The sequence below is a fragment of the Nocardia thraciensis genome (assembly GCF_054782435.1).
Genome location: NZ_BAAGSM010000021.1, coordinates 87,372 through 109,632, shown reverse-complemented (window position 1 = coordinate 109,632; position 22,261 = coordinate 87,372). Strand labels below are relative to the sequence as shown.

At 66.7% G+C, this 22,261-nt stretch carries 25 protein-coding genes; 13 read left to right on the top strand and 12 right to left on the bottom strand.

What is annotated here, in order from left to right:
• Window positions 1-13: 13 nt before the first annotated feature.
• The gene (locus ACYVLQ_RS13415; RefSeq protein WP_460697770.1) at window positions 14-829 is read right to left on the bottom strand and encodes a helix-turn-helix domain-containing protein; all 816 of its coding nucleotides are present in this window, start codon (window positions 827-829) and stop codon (window positions 14-16) included.
• Window positions 830-1,304: 475 nt separating this feature from the next.
• Here ACYVLQ_RS13415 and ACYVLQ_RS13410 point away from each other — a divergent pair, with 475 nt between their 5' ends.
• Window positions 1,305-2,486: a hypothetical protein gene (locus ACYVLQ_RS13410; protein WP_460697769.1), complete on the top strand. Its 1,182-nt coding sequence runs from the start codon at window positions 1,305-1,307 to the stop codon at window positions 2,484-2,486.
• A gap of 98 nt (window positions 2,487-2,584) precedes the next feature.
• Here the strand turns inward: ACYVLQ_RS13410 and ACYVLQ_RS13405 are convergent, their stop codons facing one another.
• Together ACYVLQ_RS13405 and ACYVLQ_RS13400 are read right to left on the bottom strand one after the other, a co-directional pair.
• Complete coding sequence (locus tag ACYVLQ_RS13405; RefSeq protein ID WP_460697768.1) at window positions 2,585-2,944, bottom strand: hypothetical protein; 360 nt, start codon at window positions 2,942-2,944, stop codon at window positions 2,585-2,587.
• A 375-nt stretch (window positions 2,945-3,319) separates the two neighbouring features.
• The gene (locus ACYVLQ_RS13400; RefSeq protein WP_460697767.1) at window positions 3,320-3,757 is read right to left on the bottom strand and encodes a DoxX family protein; all 438 of its coding nucleotides are present in this window, start codon (window positions 3,755-3,757) and stop codon (window positions 3,320-3,322) included.
• Window positions 3,758-3,916: 159 nt separating this feature from the next.
• On the opposite strand from ACYVLQ_RS13400, the gene ACYVLQ_RS13395 reads away from it, so the two are divergent.
• The 7 genes from ACYVLQ_RS13395 (at window position 3,917) to ACYVLQ_RS13365 (ending at window position 9,962) form a co-directional block, all read left to right on the top strand.
• Window positions 3,917-4,459, top strand: coding sequence for a MarR family winged helix-turn-helix transcriptional regulator (locus ACYVLQ_RS13395; protein ID WP_460697766.1), 543 nt, complete (start codon window positions 3,917-3,919; stop codon window positions 4,457-4,459).
• Entirely contained in the window at window positions 4,456-5,361 is a 906-nt protein-coding gene (locus ACYVLQ_RS13390) for an arginase family protein (RefSeq protein ID WP_460697765.1), read from the top strand. The genes ACYVLQ_RS13395 and ACYVLQ_RS13390 overlap by 4 nt, the downstream gene beginning before the upstream one ends.
• On the top strand, window positions 5,358-5,693 hold the full coding sequence (locus tag ACYVLQ_RS13385) for an SMR family transporter (protein ID WP_460697764.1): 336 nt from the start codon (window positions 5,358-5,360) through the stop codon (window positions 5,691-5,693). Before ACYVLQ_RS13390 ends, ACYVLQ_RS13385 begins: the two co-directional genes overlap by 4 nt.
• Window positions 5,686-6,072 (top strand): DMT family transporter, encoded by a 387-nt coding sequence (locus ACYVLQ_RS13380; RefSeq protein WP_460697763.1) that lies wholly within the window; start codon window positions 5,686-5,688, stop codon window positions 6,070-6,072. Before ACYVLQ_RS13385 ends, ACYVLQ_RS13380 begins: the two co-directional genes overlap by 8 nt.
• A 34-nt stretch (window positions 6,073-6,106) precedes the next feature.
• Entirely contained in the window at window positions 6,107-7,126 is a 1,020-nt protein-coding gene (locus ACYVLQ_RS13375) for an NAD-dependent epimerase/dehydratase family protein (RefSeq protein WP_460697762.1), read from the top strand.
• Window positions 7,127-7,282: 156 nt separating this feature from the next.
• Window positions 7,283-8,629 carry a hypothetical protein gene (locus ACYVLQ_RS13370; protein WP_460697761.1) on the top strand — a complete coding sequence of 449 codons (1,347 nt, stop codon included), beginning with the start codon at window positions 7,283-7,285 and terminating at the stop codon, window positions 8,627-8,629.
• Window positions 8,619-9,962: a cytochrome P450 gene (locus tag ACYVLQ_RS13365; protein WP_460697760.1), complete on the top strand. Its 1,344-nt coding sequence runs from the start codon at window positions 8,619-8,621 to the stop codon at window positions 9,960-9,962. The genes ACYVLQ_RS13370 and ACYVLQ_RS13365 overlap by 11 nt, the downstream gene beginning before the upstream one ends.
• Before the next feature lie 9 nt (window positions 9,963-9,971).
• Here ACYVLQ_RS13365 and ACYVLQ_RS13360 read toward each other — a convergent pair whose 3' ends face one another.
• Window positions 9,972-10,466: an SDR family oxidoreductase gene (locus ACYVLQ_RS13360; protein WP_460697759.1), complete on the bottom strand. Its 495-nt coding sequence runs from the start codon at window positions 10,464-10,466 to the stop codon at window positions 9,972-9,974.
• Between the two features lie 9 nt (window positions 10,467-10,475).
• Entirely contained in the window at window positions 10,476-10,739 is a 264-nt protein-coding gene (locus ACYVLQ_RS13355) for a hypothetical protein (protein WP_460697758.1), read from the bottom strand.
• Between the two features lie 325 nt (window positions 10,740-11,064).
• Here ACYVLQ_RS13355 and ACYVLQ_RS13350 point away from each other — a divergent pair, with 325 nt between their 5' ends.
• A complete protein-coding gene (locus ACYVLQ_RS13350; protein WP_460697757.1) occupies window positions 11,065-11,907 on the top strand; it encodes an SAM-dependent methyltransferase in 843 nt (280 codons plus the stop codon).
• Between the two features lie 27 nt (window positions 11,908-11,934).
• Here the strand turns inward: ACYVLQ_RS13350 and ACYVLQ_RS13345 are convergent, their stop codons facing one another.
• Window positions 11,935-12,240, bottom strand: coding sequence for a hypothetical protein (locus tag ACYVLQ_RS13345; protein ID WP_460697756.1), 306 nt, complete (start codon window positions 12,238-12,240; stop codon window positions 11,935-11,937).
• A gap of 373 nt (window positions 12,241-12,613) precedes the next feature.
• Here ACYVLQ_RS13345 and ACYVLQ_RS13340 point away from each other — a divergent pair, with 373 nt between their 5' ends.
• From ACYVLQ_RS13340 to ACYVLQ_RS13330, 3 genes are all read left to right on the top strand, one after another.
• Complete coding sequence (locus ACYVLQ_RS13340) at window positions 12,614-12,847, top strand: DUF397 domain-containing protein (RefSeq protein ID WP_460697755.1); 234 nt, start codon at window positions 12,614-12,616, stop codon at window positions 12,845-12,847.
• 60 nt (window positions 12,848-12,907) lie between these two features.
• Window positions 12,908-13,804: a helix-turn-helix domain-containing protein gene (locus tag ACYVLQ_RS13335; RefSeq protein ID WP_460697754.1), complete on the top strand. Its 897-nt coding sequence runs from the start codon at window positions 12,908-12,910 to the stop codon at window positions 13,802-13,804.
• A gap of 82 nt (window positions 13,805-13,886) precedes the next feature.
• Window positions 13,887-15,296: a cytochrome P450 gene (locus tag ACYVLQ_RS13330; protein ID WP_460697753.1), complete on the top strand. Its 1,410-nt coding sequence runs from the start codon at window positions 13,887-13,889 to the stop codon at window positions 15,294-15,296.
• Here ACYVLQ_RS13330 and ACYVLQ_RS13325 read toward each other — a convergent pair.
• From ACYVLQ_RS13325 to ACYVLQ_RS13305, 5 genes are all read right to left on the bottom strand, one after another.
• The gene (locus ACYVLQ_RS13325; protein WP_460697752.1) at window positions 15,282-16,121 is read right to left on the bottom strand and encodes an ABC transporter permease; all 840 of its coding nucleotides are present in this window, start codon (window positions 16,119-16,121) and stop codon (window positions 15,282-15,284) included. The genes ACYVLQ_RS13330 and ACYVLQ_RS13325 overlap by 15 nt on opposite strands.
• Complete coding sequence (locus tag ACYVLQ_RS13320; protein ID WP_460697751.1) at window positions 16,118-16,855, bottom strand: ABC transporter ATP-binding protein; 738 nt, start codon at window positions 16,853-16,855, stop codon at window positions 16,118-16,120. The genes ACYVLQ_RS13325 and ACYVLQ_RS13320 overlap by 4 nt, the downstream gene beginning before the upstream one ends.
• Before the next feature lie 15 nt (window positions 16,856-16,870).
• Window positions 16,871-17,353, bottom strand: coding sequence for a hypothetical protein (locus ACYVLQ_RS13315; RefSeq protein ID WP_460697750.1), 483 nt, complete (start codon window positions 17,351-17,353; stop codon window positions 16,871-16,873).
• A gap of 104 nt (window positions 17,354-17,457) precedes the next feature.
• A complete protein-coding gene (locus ACYVLQ_RS13310; protein ID WP_460697749.1) occupies window positions 17,458-18,270 on the bottom strand; it encodes an SAM-dependent methyltransferase in 813 nt (270 codons plus the stop codon).
• Between the two features lie 120 nt (window positions 18,271-18,390).
• Window positions 18,391-19,458 (bottom strand): hypothetical protein, encoded by a 1,068-nt coding sequence (locus tag ACYVLQ_RS13305; protein ID WP_460697748.1) that lies wholly within the window; start codon window positions 19,456-19,458, stop codon window positions 18,391-18,393.
• 461 nt (window positions 19,459-19,919) lie between these two features.
• On the opposite strand from ACYVLQ_RS13305, the gene ACYVLQ_RS13300 reads away from it, so the two are divergent.
• Complete coding sequence (locus ACYVLQ_RS13300) at window positions 19,920-20,957, top strand: PucR family transcriptional regulator (RefSeq protein WP_460697747.1); 1,038 nt, start codon at window positions 19,920-19,922, stop codon at window positions 20,955-20,957.
• 2 nt (window positions 20,958-20,959) lie between these two features.
• On the opposite strand, the gene ACYVLQ_RS13295 is transcribed toward ACYVLQ_RS13300, so the two are convergent.
• Window positions 20,960-22,255, bottom strand: coding sequence for an FAD-dependent oxidoreductase (locus ACYVLQ_RS13295; RefSeq protein ID WP_460697746.1), 1,296 nt, complete (start codon window positions 22,253-22,255; stop codon window positions 20,960-20,962).
• Between the last annotated feature and the right edge of the window lie 6 nt (window positions 22,256-22,261).

Here is a 22,261-nt window from a genome sequence, read left to right as displayed (position 1 = left end):
GAACGAAATTGCATCAGCGGATATACGCGCCCGGCGTGGTCGCCACGTGGGCGCGGAACACGCGGTGGAAGTGGCTCTGATCGGCGAATCCCAGAGCATGCGCGACGGAGGTGATCGGCTCCCCGCCTCGCAGCATCGCCCGCGCCCGCAGGACCCGCGCGTTGTTGCGCCAGGCGATCGGCGTGAGACCTGTGGCGCGCTTGACGGCCCTGATCAGCTGATAGCGACTCATGCCGACGACCGCCGCGAGATCATCGAGGCGCGGATCCTCGGACTGCTCAGCGAGCACATCGAGGACCGGACGCAGCGTCGCCGCGAGGGCCGATCCTCCGGCCGCGTCCTCGCGCCGGACGCTCGCGGCGCCGAGCCCCGCGAACGCACGGCGCAGCAACCGTTCGAGATCGTGGAGACCTGGCGCTCCCTCGAACAGCGCGGCGTTCACATCGTCGAAGAGGCGATGGGCGTCGACGTCGCGATGCACCTGGATCCCCCCGTCGAATGCCGCGTCGTCCCCCCACGCGCGCACACGAAGCCACTCCGGGTCGAGGAGCATCATCTGGTACACCCAGTCGCCACCGACCGGGTTGCACGAGTGGACGTGCCCGGCGGGGATCAGAATGACGTCCCGCGGCTCGAGACGCACCGGCGATCCGGACCGCCCTACGAACGCGCTGGTCCCCTCGTCGATCAGGCCGACGGCGATGCGATCATGCGTGTGCGGCCGATAGCAGGAGTTCTGCCGGCAGGAGCGCCGCGATTCGATCTGCGGAAAGCGCGGATCGTGCCAGAACTCCGGCGACCGGCTCCCGGTCCCCATCGCCGAACGCACGGGCCTGATCCTATGACATATGTCCGCGCACTTCCCACGCCCGCTGAAGTGTTCGGACCTTCGACCGTCGCGGAATTACCGGTCGCGAGTACTGATCCCCAGGGCACCACAGCCACCGAACGGCCGAGCGCTGATCGGCAACTCCACAGAAAGGACCCATGAAGCTCAGTTACCGCCTGTTCCGCCCTGTGCGGCTCGCTGCGTCCTTTTACAATATTCACCCCGTCTACGTCGGCCGGTCGAAAGGGGTGAGGATGCGCCTAATCAAGCCGGCAGCGCCGTCACAGCAGACCGCCGCCGAGAACTCCGCGTACAATTCGCTGTAGGGTGGAGATATATGAATCGGTCCAGAATTGTCCAGGGAAGCGGTGACGGCGCCAGCCGTGCGCGGGGTAGTAGAGCGTGAGGGCCGTTGTCGGGAAATCGGTTGGTGCGACTCGTCCAAGCAATAGCCGATGGACTGCGCCGCCGCCAGATGCCACAGGTATCTGAGCACTTCTCCGAGACCTACCGCGGCCCGATAGGCGCGGACGGTCTGCGGGTAGTCGTCCGTACGGTGGACGACGCTGAGCACTCGGGCGCCGAAAAGCTGCGACACGCCACCGACCCGGCCCACGCGATCCGGCAAGACGGCAAGGCAGGTCCCGGGCAGGACCTGTGCCCTCCGCCGCCGGACCGAGCGGCATTGACCCGAGCCCGACAGCAACTCGACGCCGACCTGAGGCGACGATTCGGTGAGAAGGGGCCGACCGACGAAGAATTGTATGCATCCATAGCCAAACGGCCGCTGTCCCGGCTGGAACAGTACGCCATCCTCGACCGGAAAATCGATGAGACAGCGGCTTCACTCGGGCGGGACAGCGCCGAGGTGCGTAAGCAGATGCGACGAGAACTGAAGGCCGCAGTCGACGGGAAGCCGATCGCTATCCGTGTCCGCGACGACAAACTCATCACCATCCTCGAGGAGGGGCGAATAAGGGGCACCCGCGATCCCGACGGCAATCGCGCCCGTTCCGAAGCCGAGTGGTTCGGCGCCCACGTCCACGAAAATCCACCTGTCTACGGGTACATTGCCATCGACGGCGTGCGTCCATCCCAGGCGGGCATGATCGATCCGTTGTCGGAACTCAACTACGGCGACAATCAGATCTACCTGAAGCCGGAGGTACGGTCACGAACGACCATCTCGTTCGGTGACTCGATGGTGGAGCGGGATCGGGCGATACCCTCCCCTCTGGACGACCCGTCGGAATATTCCTACGGCGCAGGGATGCCCGGGATCGCTCCTATCGATCGCGACTACCTCGGATCGGTTTTTCGGGCCAACCACTTCATCGAGGCCCAGATGTTCGATATCACCACCGCGGACATCGATTTCATCGGGTTGCACCATCCGCCCGGTGATGCCTTGCGAGAGGCGCTGGACCGGTCCGGGACGAAATGGCGGGTGCTCACCAACCGCGCGATCGCGGAGGAGGGCAGTGCCGCGGAACGAGCGGCCGCCATCGAACGGACGAGCCAGGATCTGGAGCATCTCCGCCATGTCCATCCCGCCGTGCGCTCGCACGCCGAACGCCTCGCGGCTGAGCTGTCGGACGACCTGCGCGCACTGAAGGACTCAACCTCGGACGACGGATCGGGCGCCGCATCCCGATAGCTGTCCGACCTCATCCGGCCCGCAACGGCGCGGCGAGACCTATCTCCGGGTGGGAAACCTGTTCCGTGCCGCCGTCGGACATGGATCCTTCGGGTCGATTACATCCGTTGCCGTGACGAATCCGGCTTGATTTTGCCCGCCTGGACAAGCGTCGTGAATGCTGCCGTCTTGCGGGGGCAATCAGGAACTGTGCAGTAACAGTGCCGTTGCATTTCCTTGTGGGCCTCGACCACATTGAGCTCCCCATCGGGAGCGGTATGAACCCACAGCGGGAGCAGCCCGTCGAGGCCAGCCCCTGTCCGGTGTGTCACCTGGGTCTCCGCGACCGTGTGCCGGGCTATGCGGGAGGTATGAATACTGACCCAGGACCGCACTGCCGACATATGAATCGCGCAAAGTACGGCGATGGCCATGACCGCAAACGCGGCCACGATGAACGAATTGTGCCACTCAAACATGGCAGATCAACTTCTTCGACTTTTCGGCAGCAAATTTGCTCATCCACCCCTGCTGCCCGAGGAGCGTTCGGCTGTGCGCCGACGTATCTAGTGTGCTCTCCGGCGCCGATGACAATTTCCCATTACTGGGAACATATTTACGGCTCGATGGCGTCCTTCGCGAAAGTGTCACCCCGGTTTCCGATCTCTGTGTTCTGCGCGTGATTGACGGAATGAGCGCAATGCGAATTCATTTCCACGGCAATGGCATTGGCGATCGCGGGAGTGAACTGTGCTGTGAGCGCTTCAGAATCGATGCAGTCACCGACCCTTGAAATGCCTGCCCTGTCGGCAAAACGTAACGGCGCGTGGGGTTCCGGCTACAAGATGGGATCTTCATCGCGACAGCGACTTGCGCAGATCGGTGACGGTGGCGCGGCGCTCGTAGGCGATCCAGCCGAAGATCGCGGCGAGCACCAGCGGGAAGATCGCCATCGCGGGCTTGTCGGCGATGAACGCCTGGGTCCCGGCGGCGAGCACGGTGAGAACGGACAGTCCCGCGGCGGCCAGGGCGCTCAGCCGCGGCACCATCAGACCGATGCCCCCGGCGACCTCCACCACTCCGATGAAGATGAGCAGCCCGAACGGGAAGGTCAAATTCTCGGGAGCGCTGTCGATCAAGGCGTTCGGCATCACGAGCTTCGGGCCACCGGAGGCGATGACGAAGAAGAGGCCGAGCAGGATCTGCAGGGTCCACAGGACGCGGCTGCGCACCTTGCCCGGACGGTAGGTGGCGTCGTCGGAGAAGTGGGCGGCGGGGTTGGCGGTAGTCATTTCCGGTCCTCCTGGTCGGTCGCGCCGGGTTGGTAGCGCGTTCAACGGATAGGACGGAGCATCCTCCGAGAACTCATCGCCGCCGACAAAGGTTGCCGACTGAGGTGAACGTGCGCCGAGTCCGCCGACAGCCGGCTCCAGCCGCGCTACAATATATGCATGAGGTATGAGTTACGGCTGGCGAACCTGTTGGGCGCGGTCGCGCTCGGCGTGCACGACCGCATGTCCGAGGTGACCCAGGGCCCGGCGGGACGCAGCGGGGTCACCGCGGCGGCGCTGGCCACGGTCGGCCAGTACCCGGGGTTGACCGTCGAGGAGCTGCGGCGTTGTTTGGGCATCAGCCAGCCCGCCACGGTACGGACGGTCGATGCCTTGCAAGCCCGCGGATTGCTGGTCCGCGGGCCCGGTCCGGACCGGAGGTCGCTGGCGCTGCATCTCACGACGGCCGGGAAGGAGCACGCCCGGCGCGTTCTGCAGGCACGCGCAGACGTCCTCGACCCCCTCCTGGAGGAGTTGGGGGACGCGGAGCGCACAGCGCTGACGTCCGTTCTGGAGCGCGTTCTGGATCGGCTGGCCACCAGCGCGCGGCGTGGCGACGAAATCTGCCGACTGTGTGACGTCGGCGCCTGTCCACCGGACATCTGCCCGGTCGAGTGCGCCGTCGAACGACGCAGACACGACGACGAGGAGCAACGGCCATGATTCGAGAAGCAACGGCCATGATCAATGTCATCGGGGCGCCCTTCAACTCCGCCGGTAGGACCGACGGCGTCGCCCGCGCCCCCGCCGTGCTGCGGGACGCGGGCCTAGTGCAGCGGCTGCGGGACCGGACGGCGGTCCGTGACGCCGGTGACGTCGAGGTGGGAAAGCCATCCACGGCCCGAAACCCGTCGAGCGGGCTGCTTGCCCAGGACTCCCTGATCGCCATGACCACGGCGGTGCGAGACGCGGTACGGCAGACGCTGCGGGAGGGACGATTCCCGTTGGTACTGGGCGGCGACTGTCCGGTGCTGCTGGGCGCCCTGAAGGGCGCGCAGGACGAATACGGCGCCACCGGGCTGCTGTTCGCCGACGGCCATGAGGATGCCTGGCCGCCCCGGCACAGCACGACCGGTGAGGCGGCCGACTGCGAACTCGGCTTGGCCCTGGGGTACCACCGCGACGGCCTACCCGACGCGCTGAGCGCCCAACTGCCCCGTCTCGCCGCCGACCAGGTGATCGCCCTCGGCCCCCGCGACAGCGCGGAACTCACCGCCTACCGCATCACCTCCCTCGCCTCGAGTATCACGCTGTACACCGACGAGCAGCTCCGCGGGCGAGCCACGACTCCGACCGAAGCCTCGGTGCACCGGTTGCGCGGCGCGGGGCTCCCGTGGTGGCTGCATGTGGATCTCGACGCGCTGTCCACCGAGGCCATGCCCGCCGTGGACTACCCCCAGCCCGGCGGCCTGGACTGGACGGACCTGCGCGCCATCACCGCCGCTGGGCTGGGGGCCGGCTGTCTGGGCATGTCGGTCGTGATATACGACCCCGACCTCGACCACGACCGGCGCCACGCACACGCCATCGTCGACTACCTCGCGGACGCGTTCGCCGCGCCATGAACTGGCTGATGCTGATGTTCGCGATCGGCGGGGATGTCGTCGGCACCGTCGCCCTCGCCCGCGTCGCCGGCAGCCGACGCCGCCGAGCCGCTGTTGCCCATTTCGTGCTCGCCGCGGCGGCCTACCTGACCGGCCTGTGGGCGTTCGCTCAGGCATTGCGGTCGATTCCCACCGCTGTCGCCGACGCGGTCTTCTTCGCGGGCGCCACCGCCGTACTCGCCGTCGTGGGCGTGGCTCGACTCGGTGAGACCCTCACCGCGCGCAAGGCCGTGGCGCTGGTCCTGATCGTTGTCGGGGTCGTCGTCCTCCGACTGGGAGCCCGCCTTGGCTGAGTCCCGGCAGCACCCGAGCGGCGGCGCGCAGGATCGACGGCGCGGTCGAAGAAGTATTCGGGCATGGGGCGCGCTCTACCTCGCCATCGTCCTGGACGTCGCGCAAGTGTTCGCTCTCGATGCCTCCGCCGGGTTCACCAGTCCACTCCTGGTCCCCGCGGCCATCGCCGCGTTCGTGGCCGAGCTCGGCCTGTTCACCCTCGCCCTGCGCCACCTCCCGCCCGCCACCGCCTACGGCCTGCTCGGGCTGGGGACCGCGGCCGTGTCCGTCATCAGTATCGGCTGGCTCCGCGAGCAGGTCACTGTCACCAAGACCCTCGCCCTGGTCGCCGTCATCGCCGGCGCCGTACTGCTCAACCTCGAGGAACAGGCATCCTGATGTCGTGGCGCTGTTTTGGGCAGAGTAGGTCTCCGTGACGAAATCCATGAACCTTCTCGTCCTCGGCGGTACCGCGTGGCTGGGATCGGCCATTGCTCGCTCGGCCCTCGACTCCGGTCACCGGGTCACCTGCGTGGTCCGGGGAACCGAGACACCGTCCGGCGTATCGCTGATCCAGGCCGACCGCGATCACGATCATGCGCTGGCCGAGATCGCGACCTCGCGGTGGGATGCGGTGGTCGACGTCAGCCGCCAGCCCGGCCAGGTGCGACGCGCCGTCCGCGACCTGGAATCGGTTACCGACCGGTTCGTGTTCGTCTCCAGCGTCAGCGTGTACGCGTCCCAGGCCGAGATAGGCGCCGACGAGAGCGCGGCAGTGCTCGACCCGCTCGCCGCCGACGCGATCGGGTCACCGGACGACTACGGCCCGGCCAAGGTCGCTTGCGAGCACGCCGTACTCGAAGAGTTCGGGGTGCGGCGCACGGCAATCGTGCGGGCCGGATTGATCGGCGGGCCCGGTGATCCGAGCGGCCGCACCACCTATTGGCCGCGCCGGTTCGCACATCCATCCAACCCGGAGGGGCTGGTGCTCGTCCCGGAAGCACCGGAACTGCCCACCGCGACAATCGATGTCCGTGACCTCGCCACCTGGACGGTCCGCCTGGCCGAAGGTCGAGCACACGGTATCTTCGACGCCGTCGGGGACCCCATGGCCTTTCCCGACCACATCCAGACCGCCCGCACCGTGACCGGCCACACCGGACCGATCCTCGTTGCTCCCCAGGACCGCCTCCTCGACCTCGGGGTCGCCGAGTGGTCGGGACCACGGTCGCTTCCCCTGTGGCTGACCGACCGCTCCTGGTACGGCCTCAACGCCAGACCGAGCGCACGCGCACGGCAAGCCGGGCTGAGCACCCGCCCCCTGCCCGAGACGCTGGCCGACTCGCTGCGCTGGGACCCCGGACGCTCCGTCGACATCGCGAACGGCGCGGGTCTGACCGACCGCGAAGAGCGCGAACTCCTCACGAGACTCACCTCGACAGGGGGATGGTGACGGTGCTCGGCGTCGCCCCCAACCTTCTTCTGTCCTCGGGTGGTTTTCTTCTATACAGTCTAAACCGATTGAGGATAGAGGCGATCGACCGATGAGGGCCGTGACAACCGTGCCGAGGCACCCGTCGGACTTCCCGCACGGCACGGATTTGAGTACATGACGCGTTTGCACGACCCGGGGGAGCTATTGGACCCGGTGCGGAGTGCCGCGCCACAGACCTCGAGCACCGATGCGGTGCGGGCGGTGCGAACCGCTCTGCTCGAACGACTCGACAGATATCTGCCCGGCACCCGCTATCGAGCCTATTTCCGCTGGGCCCTTTCGACCGACAACCCCGATCAGGGCCTGTTCACCAGGATCATCGGCCTGACCCAATTGGGCAATCTCACGGCGGCCATGCTCGCGGACCTGCCGGGCCCAGACGACTGGCCGACTCTGCTCCGCCATGCCATTCCCGTCAACCTGTATCAGATCTTCGAGGTGGTCTCCGACAATCTGGCGATGGGAGCGGCGCCGTCGCGGCCCGGGGCGGACAGCGAATGCCGAAACCTACTACTGGATTTCAACGCTCTGGCAGCCCACGATCTTCATCGCCCGGACCATCGTCCGGCCGCGGAACTGCTGGCCCCGATCGCCGCTCGGTGCGCCCGGTTCGACGCCGCGGAGCGGAGCCTGGTACCGAATCTCCATGCCGCGATTACCCGTCGCTATGCGGCGAACGAGGCGGGAGCCACCGGAGACGAAGCCGCCGCCGCACTGTGGAGCGGGCTGGTGGCCAATGTCGAATCCGGCCGAGACGTCCTGGCGGCGATCTCCGGGACCCGCAGCGAACCGCTCGTGCGTGAGTGGACGATACAGCGGTACAGGGCAGTGGATCGCACACTGACCGGGACGGAACTGACCCGCGCGGAGCTGATCGATACCTGCAGGCGGGCAATTCTGGTCGTTCCGACGCTCGCCTATTTCGGGGCTGTGTTCAACGAGTTCCGCGGTCCCGACTACGGGTATCGCACCGCGCTGCGGGACGGCTCGCTGGAGGAGGCCCTGGGCACGGCGGCGCTTCTCGTCCGGCTGCAGAACGATATCGGCACTCCGCTGCTGAGTAGGACACCGTCCGCCAGGGCGGCGCTGTTGCGGGCATGGCGGAAAGCTCATCTCCGCGACGGCGATACGATCGTCGACTTCCTGACCCGTGCGGCAACCTATGCGCCGGAGCTGAATCGTTTCCGGAAAGACCTGTACCACGACGAATTCAATATCTGTCTCTACGACGTGTATCGGGCGCGCTCGGTCGAGGACGGCATGGCGGCGTTCCGGGAGGGACTCGATTACTACTCCGATCTCTACACGAGACAGCGGTCGGCCCTCGCCGGACAGCTCGCCCACCTGGATCGCCGACTGTCCGACCACCGAATAACCGAAGTCACACGGAGATTCGTCGATTTCCACCACGCGCTGTACGCACATCGATACGACGATCCGCGCGGCGACTATGCGGTCTGAGCACGGCACAGAGATTCCGGTCGTGCCGGGACGGATGCCCGGACTCGGCCACCTTCCCGCACTCCTCCGGCGACCGTTGGACTTCGTGTGCGAATCCCGCGCGTTCGCCCCCGTAACCCGGATATATCTGGGGACCCTACCCGCCTACCTGGTCAACGATCCCGAACTCGTTCATACCGTGCTCGTTTCGGAGGCGGACGCATGCGTCAAGGGCGTGCACTATCGCAGGCTCGCCGGGCTGCTCGGTGAGTCCTTGGCCACCACCACAGGCGTGGAACACCGTCACCGCAGGAGTTCGATCCAGCCCGCCTTCCGTCATGCCGTTGTGCGCCGCCAGGCTGCGATGATGAGGGAGGAGACAGAGCGGTTGATCGCGAATTGGGAACACGGCGCGATCCTCGCGGTCGACGACCTGATGCGGTCGCTGGCGTTGCAGATCGTGACCCGCGGCCTGTGCACGACCGAGCCGACCAGCGATGCGGCACAGGTGATCCGGCATGAGCTGCCACTGGTGTTGCGCGGCGTCGGGCGACGTGTGCTGTTGTCGGGCAAAACGTTCGAATGGTTGTTTCATGCGACCGGCCGGAGATTCGACATCGCCAACCAGCGGCTTCGCGATACCGTCGTCCGACTCGTCGCGCATCGCCGCACGAGCCCCGAGCTGCATGACGATCTGCTGGCGATGCTGATCTCGACATGCGAGTCGGATACCGGTGCCGCGCTGTCCGACAACCGAATTCACGACGAGATGGTGAACTTCCTGCTCGCGGGCACCGAAACCACCGGCAACGCGATGGCCTGGCTGTGGCATGCCGTGGCAGCCTGCCCCGAAGTGGAGCAGCGGTTACACATCGCGGCTTCCACGGGCGACTTGGATTACCCGATGCGGGTCGCGCGGGAGACACTCCGCCTGTACCCGCCGGCGTGGCTGGTATCCCGGCAAGCCTCCCGCCCGCTCCAGCTGGGCCCGTGGCAGCTGCCGACGGGTGCGCAGATCCTGTTCAGCCCCTACGCGATTCACCGTGATCCAGCAAATTTTCCGGCCCCGGACAGTTTCGATCCCGACCGCTGGCTACAGGAGCGGGCCGACTCCACGAGCCACCGCGCCTGGCTCGCCTTCGGTTCCGGCCCGCAGAACTGCATCGGACAAGGGTTCGCCTTGCTGGAGATGGCGACCGTGGCCGTGACCATTTCCCGCGAGTACCGGTTGGTTCCGGTTCGCCCGCCGCGAGCGAAGGCCTCGGCCACGTTGGTTCCCGATCGCCTACCGGTACGGATCGAGCGGCGCTCCCACAACCGCGAGGCAGCCGTCCAACGGCGGTTTGCCGGATGAAATGCCCTGTCAGGGTGCGGCCCGCTCCCGGCAGTTCGTGCACCATCCGGCAGATTGTGTTGCGCCGCTCCTGCGACGTACCGCGGAACGGACCACGCCCGCGTTGGCGACCACGATATCGAGTCGCCCATACCGGGCCACGATCAGATCGATCGCCGCGAGCATCGCGTGTCGGTCGGAAACGTCTGCGGTGACGGGAAATACGCGCTCACCGAGGTCGTCGGCCAGTCTGGTCACACACCGCCGTCGATGTCCGCGGCAGCCACCGACGCACCACGTCGATGCAGGACCGTGGCGAGTTCGCGGCCGATCCCCCGGTGAGCCAGACGGTGGACGAACTGCGCAGCGCAGCGCGTCGACGATGTAGGCGATCTGGGATTCGATCATGTAGAGCGCGGACTGATTACCCGCCGCGCCGAACGGGCCGGGGGTGATGAAGAAGTTCGGGACCGCCACCCGCTCGCCGGTGAGATCGGTCTCGACGCCGAAACGGATCGACCGCACCACATCGTGCTAGGTGGCGACGGTGCGAATGTAGTCGAGGATCTCCGACTGGCGGCCGTAGGTCCGCGACCAGTTCGGATTCGGGGCCGACATCCTCATCACCGTCATCACCCGGTGGCGCACCCATCCCCTCGCCGCCCGCCTGCTCGCCCTCGAACCCGAGCGGGTGCTCTCCAAGCTCACCACCGACAGCGAATCCGTCTTCACCATGTGCGTGTCGGCGACCGCAGCGACCTGATCACCCGCGCCGAAATCGTCTGCCACATAGTCCATTCGATGATCCTGTCCCCGCACGGGGTGGTCCCGCTCGAAACCGACGAGGAACTGGCCGCCTTCGCGCGCACGTATCTGGTGCCGATCATCTCGGGGCCGGCGCCGCGGTAGACGTCCGGATGCGGTGACGATGCACCCACCCGAATCTACCGACCAATTGGTCTCATCGGAGGCCGGAAGGTAGGAGCCGGAAGTTCGACGGCGTCAACGGCTACGTCGCCGAGGGCGACCGCCCCACGCGCTGGAGCGTGCCTGGGCGCCGAATGAGGCGGCCTGAAAGGTCTAGCGGCGCAACGTTTCCGTCGGGAAGGTTAGGCTGTCGAATGTGAACGATTCCCGGCGCACCGATCCGAACCCGCAGAGCCTGGCCATCGATCGTCCGACCCCTGCCCGCATGTACGACTACTTCCTGGGCGGCAAGGACCACTACGACGTTGACCGGGAGGCCGCCGAGCAGGTCAAGGCGGCGCTGCCGAATACTCGTGAAATCGTCTGGGAGAACAGATATTTCCTCCAGCGTGCCGTCCGATATCTGGCCGAGGCGGGCATCGACCAGTTCGTCGACCTGGGCACCGGGCTGCCGACGAAGGGCAATGTGCACGAGATCGCCCAGGCGATCACGCCGCAGGCGCGCGTGGTCTACGTCGACAACGACCCGATCGTGCTCAGCCACGGGCGCGCCCTGCTGGCCACCAATCCGAACACCACCGTCATCACCGCCGACATCCGCGACCCCGGGAGCATCCTCGAGCACCCGGACCTGCGGGCGTTGATCGACTTCGACCGCCCCTGCGCCATCCTGTTCGTCGCGATCATGCACTTCATCCCCGACGACGCCGACCCGTACGGTTCGATCGCGGCGTTCCGCGACGTCCTGGCTCCCGGCAGCTACCTGGCCCTGTCGCATCTGACGTCCGATATCGTTCCCGCGGACCAGGTTCGGCGCGTGGTCGAGGTGTACAAGGCGGCGACCTCTCCGATCGTGTTCCGCTCCGGCCCACAGATCGAGCGCATGTTCGACGGGTTCGACGTGGTGGCTCCCGGCCTGGTCCATCCGTGGCAGTGGCAGCCCTGGCTGAAATCGCCCTACGAGACCGAAGAGATGCGCACCGACTGGCTGTGGGCCGCGGTCGGACGCAACGCTCCCGCCCCGGACGCCTCGGCCTGATCCCCGGACGCCCGGCCTGCGACGGTCCTACCCCAGGGGCTGGCTCACGTCGAGCAGGGCCGTCCAGAACTCCTGCTGCACCGCGTCCCACAGGTCTTGATGCTGCGGCAACATCTCACGGGCATCTACCAGATCCAGCGAGCCCGCATCCCCGGCGAAGACGATCATTCCGCGTTGCGCCAGTGGCAGCGGTTTGTCGGGCCACTGGACCGCAGGGCTCGAGTCGTCGAGCAGCAATACGCGCCGAATCCACGGGCGCCTGCGCGTCAGTGACCAGTCCGCGGCTTTCTTGCCGTCGGCGGTTGTCGTGGTACGCAGTCCTTCTCGCTTCATTCGGCTTCCCTTGCGGCTAGTGATTCCCGGTGCGGGGGACTCGACACCCCGCACCGGGACGACTCGAGCTGCCTCAACACCATGCACCGGCCGAGAGAAGGTGGACGGCAGCTACCGAACCCGGGGCAGGCAGCGTGTCGACCGCCCGTCCAACGCGGACCCTCATCCCGTCCTCCTGTCGCAGAACAGCATTCGACTGTCCACGCTGCACGCCCGCAACAGGCGCTTCCGGTTGATGACAGTGTTCCAAACTCCGGGCGCAGATGCAACGGCAGATGCATAAGCATCTGCGAATAGACATGCAACTGCACGTGCGTTTGCATGTACAGTGGGACTGCGAGTCTCGTTCGTCGATAGGAACAGTGAGAGTGTCATGGCCAACCCCACCGCCGAGCCCCCGTTAGAGCCAGGCGAAATCGCCTGGCGGAAAAGCTCGTACAGCGGGCCGAACGGCAATTGCGTTGAACTGGCCCGGTTTTCCGGCGACCGCATCGGAGTGCGCAACTCCCGAGACCCCCAGGGCTCCGTGCTGACCTGTACGCGCGCGGAGTTCGCCGACCTGATGCGTGACATCAAGGGCGGCCGCTTCGACAGCCTCATGCTGTAAAGTAGTTCGGCGGTGCATCCGCAAGGGACTACGGATTCTTACTACACGGGAGTCGACTCGATGACAGCCAGGGCCGATCACGACAGTAATGTGGCGGTCCAAGCCTCCGCCGACCGCGGTCCGACCGTTCTGCGGATCGCGCTCGGCGGCCAGCTGCGGAAGCTGCGCGAGGAACGCGAGATCAGCCGCCAAACCGCGGGCGAGGCGCTGCGTGCATCCGAAACCAAGATCACCCGACTCGAGTTGGGGCAGACCGGGTTCAAGGAACGCGACCTGAGCGACCTGCTCACGCTGTACGGGGTCAACGACGCCGACGAGCGCGATCGCCTGCTGGCGTTGGCTCGGGAAGCCAACCGGCCGGGCTGGTGGCACCGCTACAGCGACCTGCTGCCCTCCTGGTTCGAAACCTACGTCGGGCTCGAGCAGGCCGCGCTCGGCATCCGCATCTACGAGACCCACTACATTCCAGGCCTTTTCCAGACCGCCGACTACGCGCGCTACATCTTCGGCCTGGACTCCCGCGGGGACGCCCAGCGCCTGGTCGATATGCGGATGCGGCGCCAGCGCATACTCACCCGCACACCGACCCCGCCCACCGTGTGGGCCGTCATCGATGAGCACGTGCTGCGCAGGCAGCCTCCGGACCGGGAGATGGCCCGCGATCAACTCCGCCATCTGCTCGATCTGATCGAGCGGCCCAACATCACCATGCAGGTGCTCCCGGAATCCGCGGGCCCCACCCCCGCCGAGGGTGGCTCCTTCAGCATGCTGCGCTTCCCCGAAGAGGAACTGCCCGACGTCGTCTACCTCGAACAGCTCACCGGCGCACTCTATCTCGACAAACACGCCGACCTGCAGCGCTACCGGAAGCTGATGGATATCCTCTGCGCCGGTTACGCCCACTCCGCCGAGCAGACCCCTGCGATCCTCCAGGAACTCCTCGACGGCCTCGCCTAGCGCCAGAGCGTCATCATGCCCTGCGGGACAGATGCTTTCGCTTGTCAACCCGCCGCCGCGGGAATCCCGGCTGAGGTAACGTGTGGTTCGACAACGGCTTTCAGCGATCCGATCGGATACTCCGAAGTCCGCGACCTCGGACCTGCCGAAAGAAAGGGCAAGATACACAGTGGACATCCGTGACGTCCCGCGCGGTCCCGGCCGTTTGCCTGTCATCGGACACGGTTGGAGAATGTGGCGTGATCCGGTCCAGTTCATGGTGGATCTGGCCAGTACCGGGAAAATCGCGCGTGTCGATATCGGAAATCTCACCGTCTATGTCATCACCGATTTCGAATTACTGCACAGGGTGTTGGTGGAGAATTCCGACTCCTACGAACGAGGGCTCCTCTTCGAACGTATTCGCCTCATATTCGGGGAATCGCTGATCGTTGCGGACGGTGAGCAGCACCGGGGTCTGCGCCGCCTGCTGCAACCGGCGTTCCACCGACCGGAGTTGGAAAGCTACGCCGACACCATAAAGCGCAACGCGGACGCGCTGGCGAGTTCGTGGCGGCCGGGACAGATCGTCGAGGCCCGCTCCGCGCTGCTGGACGTGGTGATCGCCAACCTGCTGGGCTCCATGTTCTCGCACGAACCCGATGCCGAGGAGCTGCGATTCATCTCGGGTCTGATCGGAGACATAGGCGCCGGCGCCATAGTGGGCAGCGTGCTGCCCAAGCCGGTGGCGAGCCTGCCGTTGCCGGTGAACCGCAAATTCCTCTCGGCCGGGACGCAACTGCGGGACTACTGCCGGGATCTGCTCGTCGCGCGCCGGGCCAGCGGTGACCACCACCGCAACGACCTTCTCGATATCCTGCTGAATTCGCCGGATAGCGAAAGCCGCAGCGACAAGTTCCTGGCAGAGCAGGCCGTCACCGTTCTCTTCGGCGGGATCGACGCCTCGACCGCCACGCTGACCTGGGCGCTGTACGAGTTGTCCCAGCGCCCGGAGGTGGCCTCGAGACTGCAGGACGAGGTCTCCGCCGCGCGCGAACTCGGCCCCCGAAGCCTGGACGAACTCGATTACCTGAATCGGTTCCTGAACGAGGTCACGCGGATTCATTCGCCGCTACTGCAAACGAGACGCACCGTCACCACGGTCGAACTCGACGGCTTCACATTTCCCCCCGGAACCGATATCGGCTACAGCATCGCCGCTATTCACCGAGATCCGAATATTTTCGCCGAGCCGAACACTTTCGATCCCGATCGATGGTCCACCTCGGGCCCCGGGTCGAAATGCCGAAGCTTCGTTCCGTTCAGCATGGGCAATCAGATGTGTATCGGCAACAATTACGCCTGGATGGCGCTGCAGACGACGATCCACAGTTTGCTGTCGAAATGGCGGTTCGAGCCGGTCGCGACGAAGAAGCTCCCGCGAGTCATGGGTCCGATCCCTGGATTCGGCCGGCTTCCGCTCGAGGTTCTTCCGGTCTCAGGCCGAGCCTGATTTGGTGAGCGTCGCCCTGCGATATCCGGATACCCGGCGGCTGAGGACGGGCACGACCGCCGTGATGACGAAGAGGCCGACGGCGACGAGGACGAAGTAGAGCAGAGATCCATTGCGGCCGAAACGAGGCAGGAAGGCGACCTCCTGGCCCGTCGCGGCGACGGCGTTGAGAAATGGGGCGTAGGCCTGCACGGTGTGCCCGCGCGGTAGCAGATTGACGGAGTTCTCGGCCACGTAGACCCAGAACAGCAGGACCGCGATGGCGGCGGACGGAGTACGAATCACCGAACCGACCGCGACACCGATACCGCATGCGGCGAACGCGTATGCCGGGACGGTCCAGAGGAACCGGATACCGGCGGAGTCCGTGATGTCCACCGCCCCATAGATCTTGGGGAACTGGTGTGGCAGCGTGACCATGACGACGACCAACAGGATAGTCGTCGCTATCGCGCTGATGGCGCCGTAGTAGATCCACCGGGACGTCGCGACCGTCCAGGACCGGGGAAACAGGAAGGCATTGAGATCGCTTGTCTGACCGCGCCATTGGGTGGCGTGGGCGTAGGCGGTGGTCACCATCATGATCGATACGGACAGGGTGATCACCCAGTACACCGAGTTGATGGTGGAGACCGTGGCTACGTAGCTCTGCCCGGGAAGATCGGCCAGTCGTTCTGCCACGGCGGCGATCGCGAAGGTGACGACCAGTGGCAGCACCAAGGTGAGCGGGACGGCGACCGTCCACAGGAAGCTGCGCCCAACGGTTCGGGTCCATTCGGCGGCGATGCCGCGGCGGATGAGGGTGGCTGGACCGGGGCCGTTCATGAGGCCACGCCCGACGCGAAATGGGTTGTCGGGCCAGCGATCCGCAGGTATGCGTCTTCGAGACTGGTCTCACCGGGCTGCAGGGCGCCCATGAGCTGATCGAACGGCTGGTCGGCCAGAATGCGCCGGTCGCCGAGGATGACGATGTGGTCGGCGTTGCGCTCGACCTCATCGAGCAGGTGCGTGGCGACCAGGACACAGGTACCGGCGTCGGCGAGCTGGCGTAGCAGTTCGCGTATCCACCGGATGCCCGCGATGTCGAGGCCGTTGAGCGGTTCGTCGAGCAGCAGGGTGCGCGGCTCGGAGAGCAGCGCGGCGGCGATGCCGACACGTTGGAGCATCCCGAGCGAATAATGCCCCAGCCGACGGTCGGCGACCCGGGCCAGGTCGACGATCTCGAGGACGTCGCCGACTCGGCCGGTGGGTAGTCCACGAGCGCGGGCGATCCAGCGTAGATGCCGACGCGCGGTGTGCCGTGGGTCGAAAGCTCGGTAGTTGAGGTGCATTCCGAGGGTTTCCGGTGTGCTGTGGTGGGCCCGGACGAGCGCCCCGTCGACCCGGACGGTACCGGCGGCTGGGGCGATGACGCCGCAGATACACCGCAGCAGCGTGGTCTTGCCGGTGCCGTTCAGGCCGATCAGGTAGGTCAGCGCCCCGTCTGCCACGGTCAGTTCAGGGACTTCGAGGACGGTGACGCCCGGGTAGCTCAGGGTGAGGTCATGGATATCGATCACGGTGCTGCGAGCCGGTCAGAAATCGCAGCCCATTGCCAGCCCGACGGCCTTGACGCCCTCGCACACGGAGCTGTTGGACAGCTTCCAGACACCGTCGATCCGCTTCCAGACCACGCGCGCGACCAGATCCGGCTGCCCCGCCGACTTGCTGCGCAGCATGGCGGTGTGCACGTTGCCGTCGTGGGTCTCGGGACCGGTGATCTCGTTCGACCCGCGCGGAGCCCGGTACCACCCGATGTTGTAGAGGGTGCGCGCGACCACGACCGCCCGCATGCCGCCCTCCATATTGGCGGCCTTGGCCGCGTCGGAGGCGGGTGTCTCGATCAGGAACGCGACCTGAGCGTCGAGATCTTCCACGGTGGGGACTTCTTTGGTGATGAGGAATTCGCCGGGCGCGGCGGAGGCGGCAGGGGCATTGACAACCGAGGCGCCGGTCGTGACCACGGCGACCGTCGCGATCGTCGACACGACTCCAGCGACAAACTCGAGGGCCTTCATATTTTCATCCTCTGATCGACTGGGACAGCACCTGATGCACGCTCGAATGTGCAGGCGGCCAACAAATTGGCGTGTTAGAGAGTACTCCTGTTCCTATCGGATACTCAGGGTTTGCGGCCGATCGCACCGAGCATGACCATCCGAGTTTCCGGCAGGTCGGGGCGCAGCCACTGCTGTACCGGCACCACACCGGGCTCCAACAGCTCGAACCCGGCGAGGAACGACTCCGTCTGCGGTGTGGACCGGAAACAGACCTGGCCCGATGTCTCGTTGGTGCCCGTGAGCACCCGGAGTATCTCCGGGTCGGAATCACTGGAACCGTGCGCGATCGCCATGTAGCTGCCCGGCGCCATCTCGTCGCGGAAGGCCGCGATGATGTCGCCGGGATTCTCGTGGTCCATCACGTAATGCAGCACGGCCACGAGCAGGATGGCAACCGGCTCGTTGAGGTCGATCAGGGTGTGGTTCTTCAGCTGATCGAGGATGGCGCGGGGACGGCGTACGTCGCCCAGCAGTGCCGCGACACCGGGTGATCCGGCCAGCAGCGCCTCGCAATGGGTGTATACGACCCGGTCGTAATCGACATATACCACCCGCGCCGACGGCTCGATTTCCTGAGCGATCTCGTGCACGTTGGGCGAGTTCGGGATACCCGAGCCGAGATCGACGAACTGACGGATCCCGGCATCGGCGGCCATCTCGACCGCCTTGCGCATGAAGCTCCGGGTGAACCAGGCCAAGGTCTTGAGTTCGGGTGCGCTGGACAGCATTTGGCGCGCCATGTCCCGGTCGACGTCGTAATTGTCCTTGCCGCCCAACAGGTAGTCGTACACCCGGGCGGAGGTCAGCTGTTCGGTGTCGAGCGGGTGCGGCGTCCGGTTGTCCTCCGACGCGGGCCCTTCGTTTCCTTCGACCACGGGTGTAACCGTAGCGGATCGCCACCGCGGGTGTGGCTTCTCCGGGGATCTGTCGCCACGTGGATGTGGTGAGTAGTCGTCAACCGAACGAGGCTCCGACACAATGCGATCCGGCGCGCTTCACAGATCGGATTCCGCCAAGGCGACCGCGTGCGCCACCGCGGACCGCGCCCGATCGACGGTCTTGTATCGACCCAGGCCGCAGGGAGCCGCGACGTCCAACGGGCCGCCGTAGGCCGACTCCGCCGCCGCCAGGCCCTGTCGTGCTTGGGCCAGCGGCTGCGCCGGATGCGCGAGCCCGGCGACAACACGCGTGGTAGCAGGCAATTCGAGGCGTGCCAGGGGCGCGTAGTACCGCGGCCGCACCGGCGCCCGGCTGCCGTCCCCGATGGGCAGGTGGACGAAATCGAGATGTCTCCCCGCAGGCCAGTATCGCGCCACCGCGTTGGCCAGCGTGACGACGGCGGCCGTCGACCGCGGCGCGACGACCGGCTTGTCGTCGAGGCTTCCGAAGCACAGATGCACTCCGAAACGGGCATCGTGGGGCGTCCGTGCGACGAGGCGTGCGATCGCCCGGCCCGCCGCGGTGGCCGCGGCCTGCCGAACGATCCCGGGTGTCCGCGCGCAGATGAGCGTCTCCGCGGCCAGTTCGAGTTGAAATACGACGTTGTCCCCCAACGTCTCGTGGATTCGGACGATCTCCCTGGCGGTGGCGTCGACGATCGGGCGGTAATAGGGGAAGGCGCGGTCACCGGGGCGGGCCGAGCGTCGACGCCACCGGAGCATCCGCGCCTCGAAAGCGATGAAACCGATGACGAACGGCGTCGGTATGCCCACCTGCAGGCGCAGCCCGGGATCGGTTCGCCGCACGTCGGCCAGCGCCTCGAGGGCCCGCCCGGTCTCCTCCGCGTAGCCGAGCGCGGCGTCGATATCGGCCTCGGCCAGCGACCGGCCCGGCCGAAGCCGAAAGGTGTTGCGGGAACGCAGCGTCGACCAATCACCGCGGCGCACGGGCTCCAGCGCCGGGACCTTGTCGAGCCGGTCGATGATGGGTCTGATGTACCACTGGGCGCGGTAGGGATCCGCTTCCCCGCCGGGGACCACGCCGTCCAGGAATTCACCGGCCGTGTCGACGGCGAACGCCATTGCCTTCTCCGGGTTGTCCAACTGCGCGGGCAAGCTGCCCACGAAGTGGATCCTGCGCTTTGGCTGCACGGCGTCAGTGTCGCACACGGCCGTCCCGAGCGGGCCGCCCGAGGGCCGTCCGGGCACTCGCGGCGCCCGCCACCGAATGTGGTGGCGGGCACCGAGATCGGGACAGGCCGCTATCGATCCTCGATCAGTCCGAGGGTGTTGCCGTCGGTGTCGGTGACGGTCGCGACTCGACGTCCGCCCGCGGCCACGGCGGTGCCGATGAGGCTATCTATGCACGGATCGGCGCAACATATCACGGGCCCCGCCGTTTCGGCTGCTCCAGGCGTCAATGGCAGGCAGCTGTGAAGGCACACAACATCCGTTCGGCGGGAACGATGACTCGAACAAGGGCGGCGCGGGCCCATCGCGCCGATGTTCGACGGTCGATAACGTCCGAATCGAAGCGGGTTCGATTCCCGACGCAGGTGGTACGGAGTGACTCGAACGGGCGTGATATGTCAGCTGCGATAACCAGGCACTGCCTGAGCTTTCCGATGGAACTGCTCGACCCGGACGCGACACCGTCCGGGAGCGACCTCGCGGCCATTCGCTCCGCGGCGGCGCTGTGGGCCCGGCAGGGCGTCCCGATCGAGCGCATCATTCAGACCGTCCACGAAGGGTTCCGCGACCTCCCGCACGTCGTCGCGGGCGGCCGCCTGCTGCAGTTGCTGGAGTCGATCAACACCGCCGTCGTCAGCGCGTACCTCGACGAGCAGCGGCTCGCCGGGGAGTCCCGGACCAGTGCCCACGCCGTGGTGTCCGCACTGCTCAGCGGGCACGGCGTCACGGCGCTCACCCGGCAGCCCGGCATCCGCATCGCCGATTCGTACCAAGTTGTGGCGCTGCGCATTCCGTCCCACTCCGACGAGTTCGGGTCGCGCGCGGAGGTACAGCGGGCGGCGCGCCGGAAGCTGCGACGAGTCCGCGCCGCGCTGGCGGAGGCGCTGGGTTCGCCGCCCCTCGCGCTGCTGGACACCGACAGCGGCACCGTGCTGATACCCGACGATCCGCCCGATGCCGCCGGGATGTCCGACGCGGTCCTCGCGGCCGTGAACGCCGCCGCCGGGGTGGATCTCACCGCCACCCTCGTGCCGTCGGGCACCGACCGGATACCGGCCGCAGCCGAGGAGGCGCACGAGCTGCTCGACCTGGTCCGCAGCATCGGCCGTCCCCCGGGCCTGTACCGGCTGGCGGATGTGGCGATCGAATATCAGCTCACCCGGCCGAGTCCGGCCCGCGATCAGCTCACCGCCGTGATCGCACCGCTCGCCGACTACCCGGAACTGCTCGACACGTTGCGGGCGTACGTCGCCAGCGGACTCAATCGCAAGGCGGCCGGGCGGCGAATGCATGTGCACCCCAATACGATCGACTACCGCCTGCGCCGAATAGCGACGGTCACCGGTCTCGATCTCACGACCGCCGAGGGCATCGTCCGCGCCCGGATCGCCTTGCTGGCGGACGATCTCGCGCATTCCCGGCCCGCGGCGTGACATCAGCCCGCGAGCCGGGACGCCGCGGCCACGCCCGATCGATAGCACGCCTCCAGCTGAGCGCCCAGCAGATAGTCCCCGGCCAGCTCCAATCCCGCGATCGCCCCGGCCTGCGCCCGCACCTTGGCAAGGAAGTCACCGTGGCCCGGGACGTAGGCGCAGTGCGCTTCCGGCCAACTCCGTGAGGCGATGCGGAGTCTCGCGACCGGGCCTGTCCCCAGATGCTCCAGGACCCGGCCCTCCGCGGCGTCGATCCACTCCGCCAGTTGCCGGTCGTCCGGTCGCGGGCGGGCGGCGCGGCCGCTGAAGGTGTAGCGGACGACATCCAGGTCGTTGATGCCGTACACGCCGGCGGCGCTGCACGGTCCGGAGTCGAAGGCGATCGATCGCACGGCGCTGTCGAACAGCGGGCGGTCGTACTGCACCACCGCCACCGTGGACGGGAAGTACCTCACCTCGGCCAGCAGCTTGCCGAGTGCGGGTATATCGTCGTCCACCACGAGCCGCGCCGCATGGGCCGGGGTTGCCAGGACAACCCCGTCGTACTCGAATCGCGTTGTCGTGCCTTCGTTTTCGGAGATCTCCAGCCCGGTCACCCGACCGTCACGGCACACGATGCGGTCCACCCGCGTGCGCAGGCGTACCAGCACCCGGCTCGCGATCCGGTCGAGGGCGGGCTGGATGCCGTGCACGAGTTGGTCGTATCGGTCCATGACCATGCCGAGGCCGACGCCGAACGTGCCGAGAAACATCTCATCGGGTTCGGCCGCGTTGAGCCGCAACGTGATCGGCCGCAGTATGGTGTCCGCGAAATCGGGCGTGAAATGCGCGGCCAGCGAGACCCGGTCCGCTTCGGCGGCGGTCCGGGTGAAGAACTCCGAGCCGAGGTATCGGTTTCGCTCGTCCACTCGCACCCTGGCCCCGAAGTAGAGCATCTTCACCGTATCCAGGCGCGACCCGCTGCGGACCAGATGGCGCACCAGTCCGGCGACCCCCGGATTGTCGAGCGTCACCAGCTTTCCACCGATGACCTGGGAGCTGTTGATCCCGAACGGCTCGTACGCGTGCGCGCCGTTGGCGGCGAGGAACTCGCGCAGTACGCGATAGCGCCTGCCGATATTCTTGCCGCCCAGCATGATCGGGCGATCGCCGAGCACGCCCACGCCGCAGCGGCCGCCGAGCACGGCCTCGCGCTCGATGACCTCGACCTGGTGACCGGCCTGTTCGAGCTGGGCTGCCGCGGCCAGGCCGGACATGCCGCCGCCGATGACCGCGAATCGCTTGGCGGGCCTCGTCATGGATGT

What these genes read in the sequence shown, in the direction of transcription:
- ACYVLQ_RS13410 (WP_460697769.1), top strand. Translation starts at nt 1,305, where the DNA reads ATGCCACAGGTATCTGAGCACTTCTCCGAGACCTACCGCGGCCCGATA.
- ACYVLQ_RS13405 (WP_460697768.1), bottom strand. Translation starts at nt 2,944, where the DNA reads ATGTTTGAGTGGCACAATTCGTTCATCGTGGCCGCGTTTGCGGTCATG.
- ACYVLQ_RS13400 (WP_460697767.1), bottom strand. Translation starts at nt 3,757, where the DNA reads ATGACTACCGCCAACCCCGCCGCCCACTTCTCCGACGACGCCACCTAC.
- ACYVLQ_RS13395 (WP_460697766.1), top strand. Translation starts at nt 3,917, where the DNA reads ATGAGGTATGAGTTACGGCTGGCGAACCTGTTGGGCGCGGTCGCGCTC.
- ACYVLQ_RS13390 (WP_460697765.1), top strand. Translation starts at nt 4,456, where the DNA reads ATGATTCGAGAAGCAACGGCCATGATCAATGTCATCGGGGCGCCCTTC.
- ACYVLQ_RS13385 (WP_460697764.1), top strand. Translation starts at nt 5,358, where the DNA reads ATGAACTGGCTGATGCTGATGTTCGCGATCGGCGGGGATGTCGTCGGC.
- ACYVLQ_RS13370 (WP_460697761.1), top strand. Translation starts at nt 7,283, where the DNA reads ATGACGCGTTTGCACGACCCGGGGGAGCTATTGGACCCGGTGCGGAGT.
- ACYVLQ_RS13365 (WP_460697760.1), top strand. Translation starts at nt 8,619, where the DNA reads ATGCGGTCTGAGCACGGCACAGAGATTCCGGTCGTGCCGGGACGGATG.
- ACYVLQ_RS13355 (WP_460697758.1), bottom strand. Translation starts at nt 10,739, where the DNA reads ATGGACTATGTGGCAGACGATTTCGGCGCGGGTGATCAGGTCGCTGCG.
- ACYVLQ_RS13345 (WP_460697756.1), bottom strand. Translation starts at nt 12,240, where the DNA reads ATGAAGCGAGAAGGACTGCGTACCACGACAACCGCCGACGGCAAGAAA.
- ACYVLQ_RS13340 (WP_460697755.1), top strand. Translation starts at nt 12,614, where the DNA reads ATGGCCAACCCCACCGCCGAGCCCCCGTTAGAGCCAGGCGAAATCGCC.
- ACYVLQ_RS13335 (WP_460697754.1), top strand. Translation starts at nt 12,908, where the DNA reads ATGACAGCCAGGGCCGATCACGACAGTAATGTGGCGGTCCAAGCCTCC.
- ACYVLQ_RS13325 (WP_460697752.1), bottom strand. Translation starts at nt 16,121, where the DNA reads ATGAACGGCCCCGGTCCAGCCACCCTCATCCGCCGCGGCATCGCCGCC.
- ACYVLQ_RS13315 (WP_460697750.1), bottom strand. Translation starts at nt 17,353, where the DNA reads ATGAAGGCCCTCGAGTTTGTCGCTGGAGTCGTGTCGACGATCGCGACG.
- ACYVLQ_RS13300 (WP_460697747.1), top strand. Translation starts at nt 19,920, where the DNA reads ATGTCAGCTGCGATAACCAGGCACTGCCTGAGCTTTCCGATGGAACTG.
- ACYVLQ_RS13295 (WP_460697746.1), bottom strand. Translation starts at nt 22,255, where the DNA reads ATGACGAGGCCCGCCAAGCGATTCGCGGTCATCGGCGGCGGCATGTCC.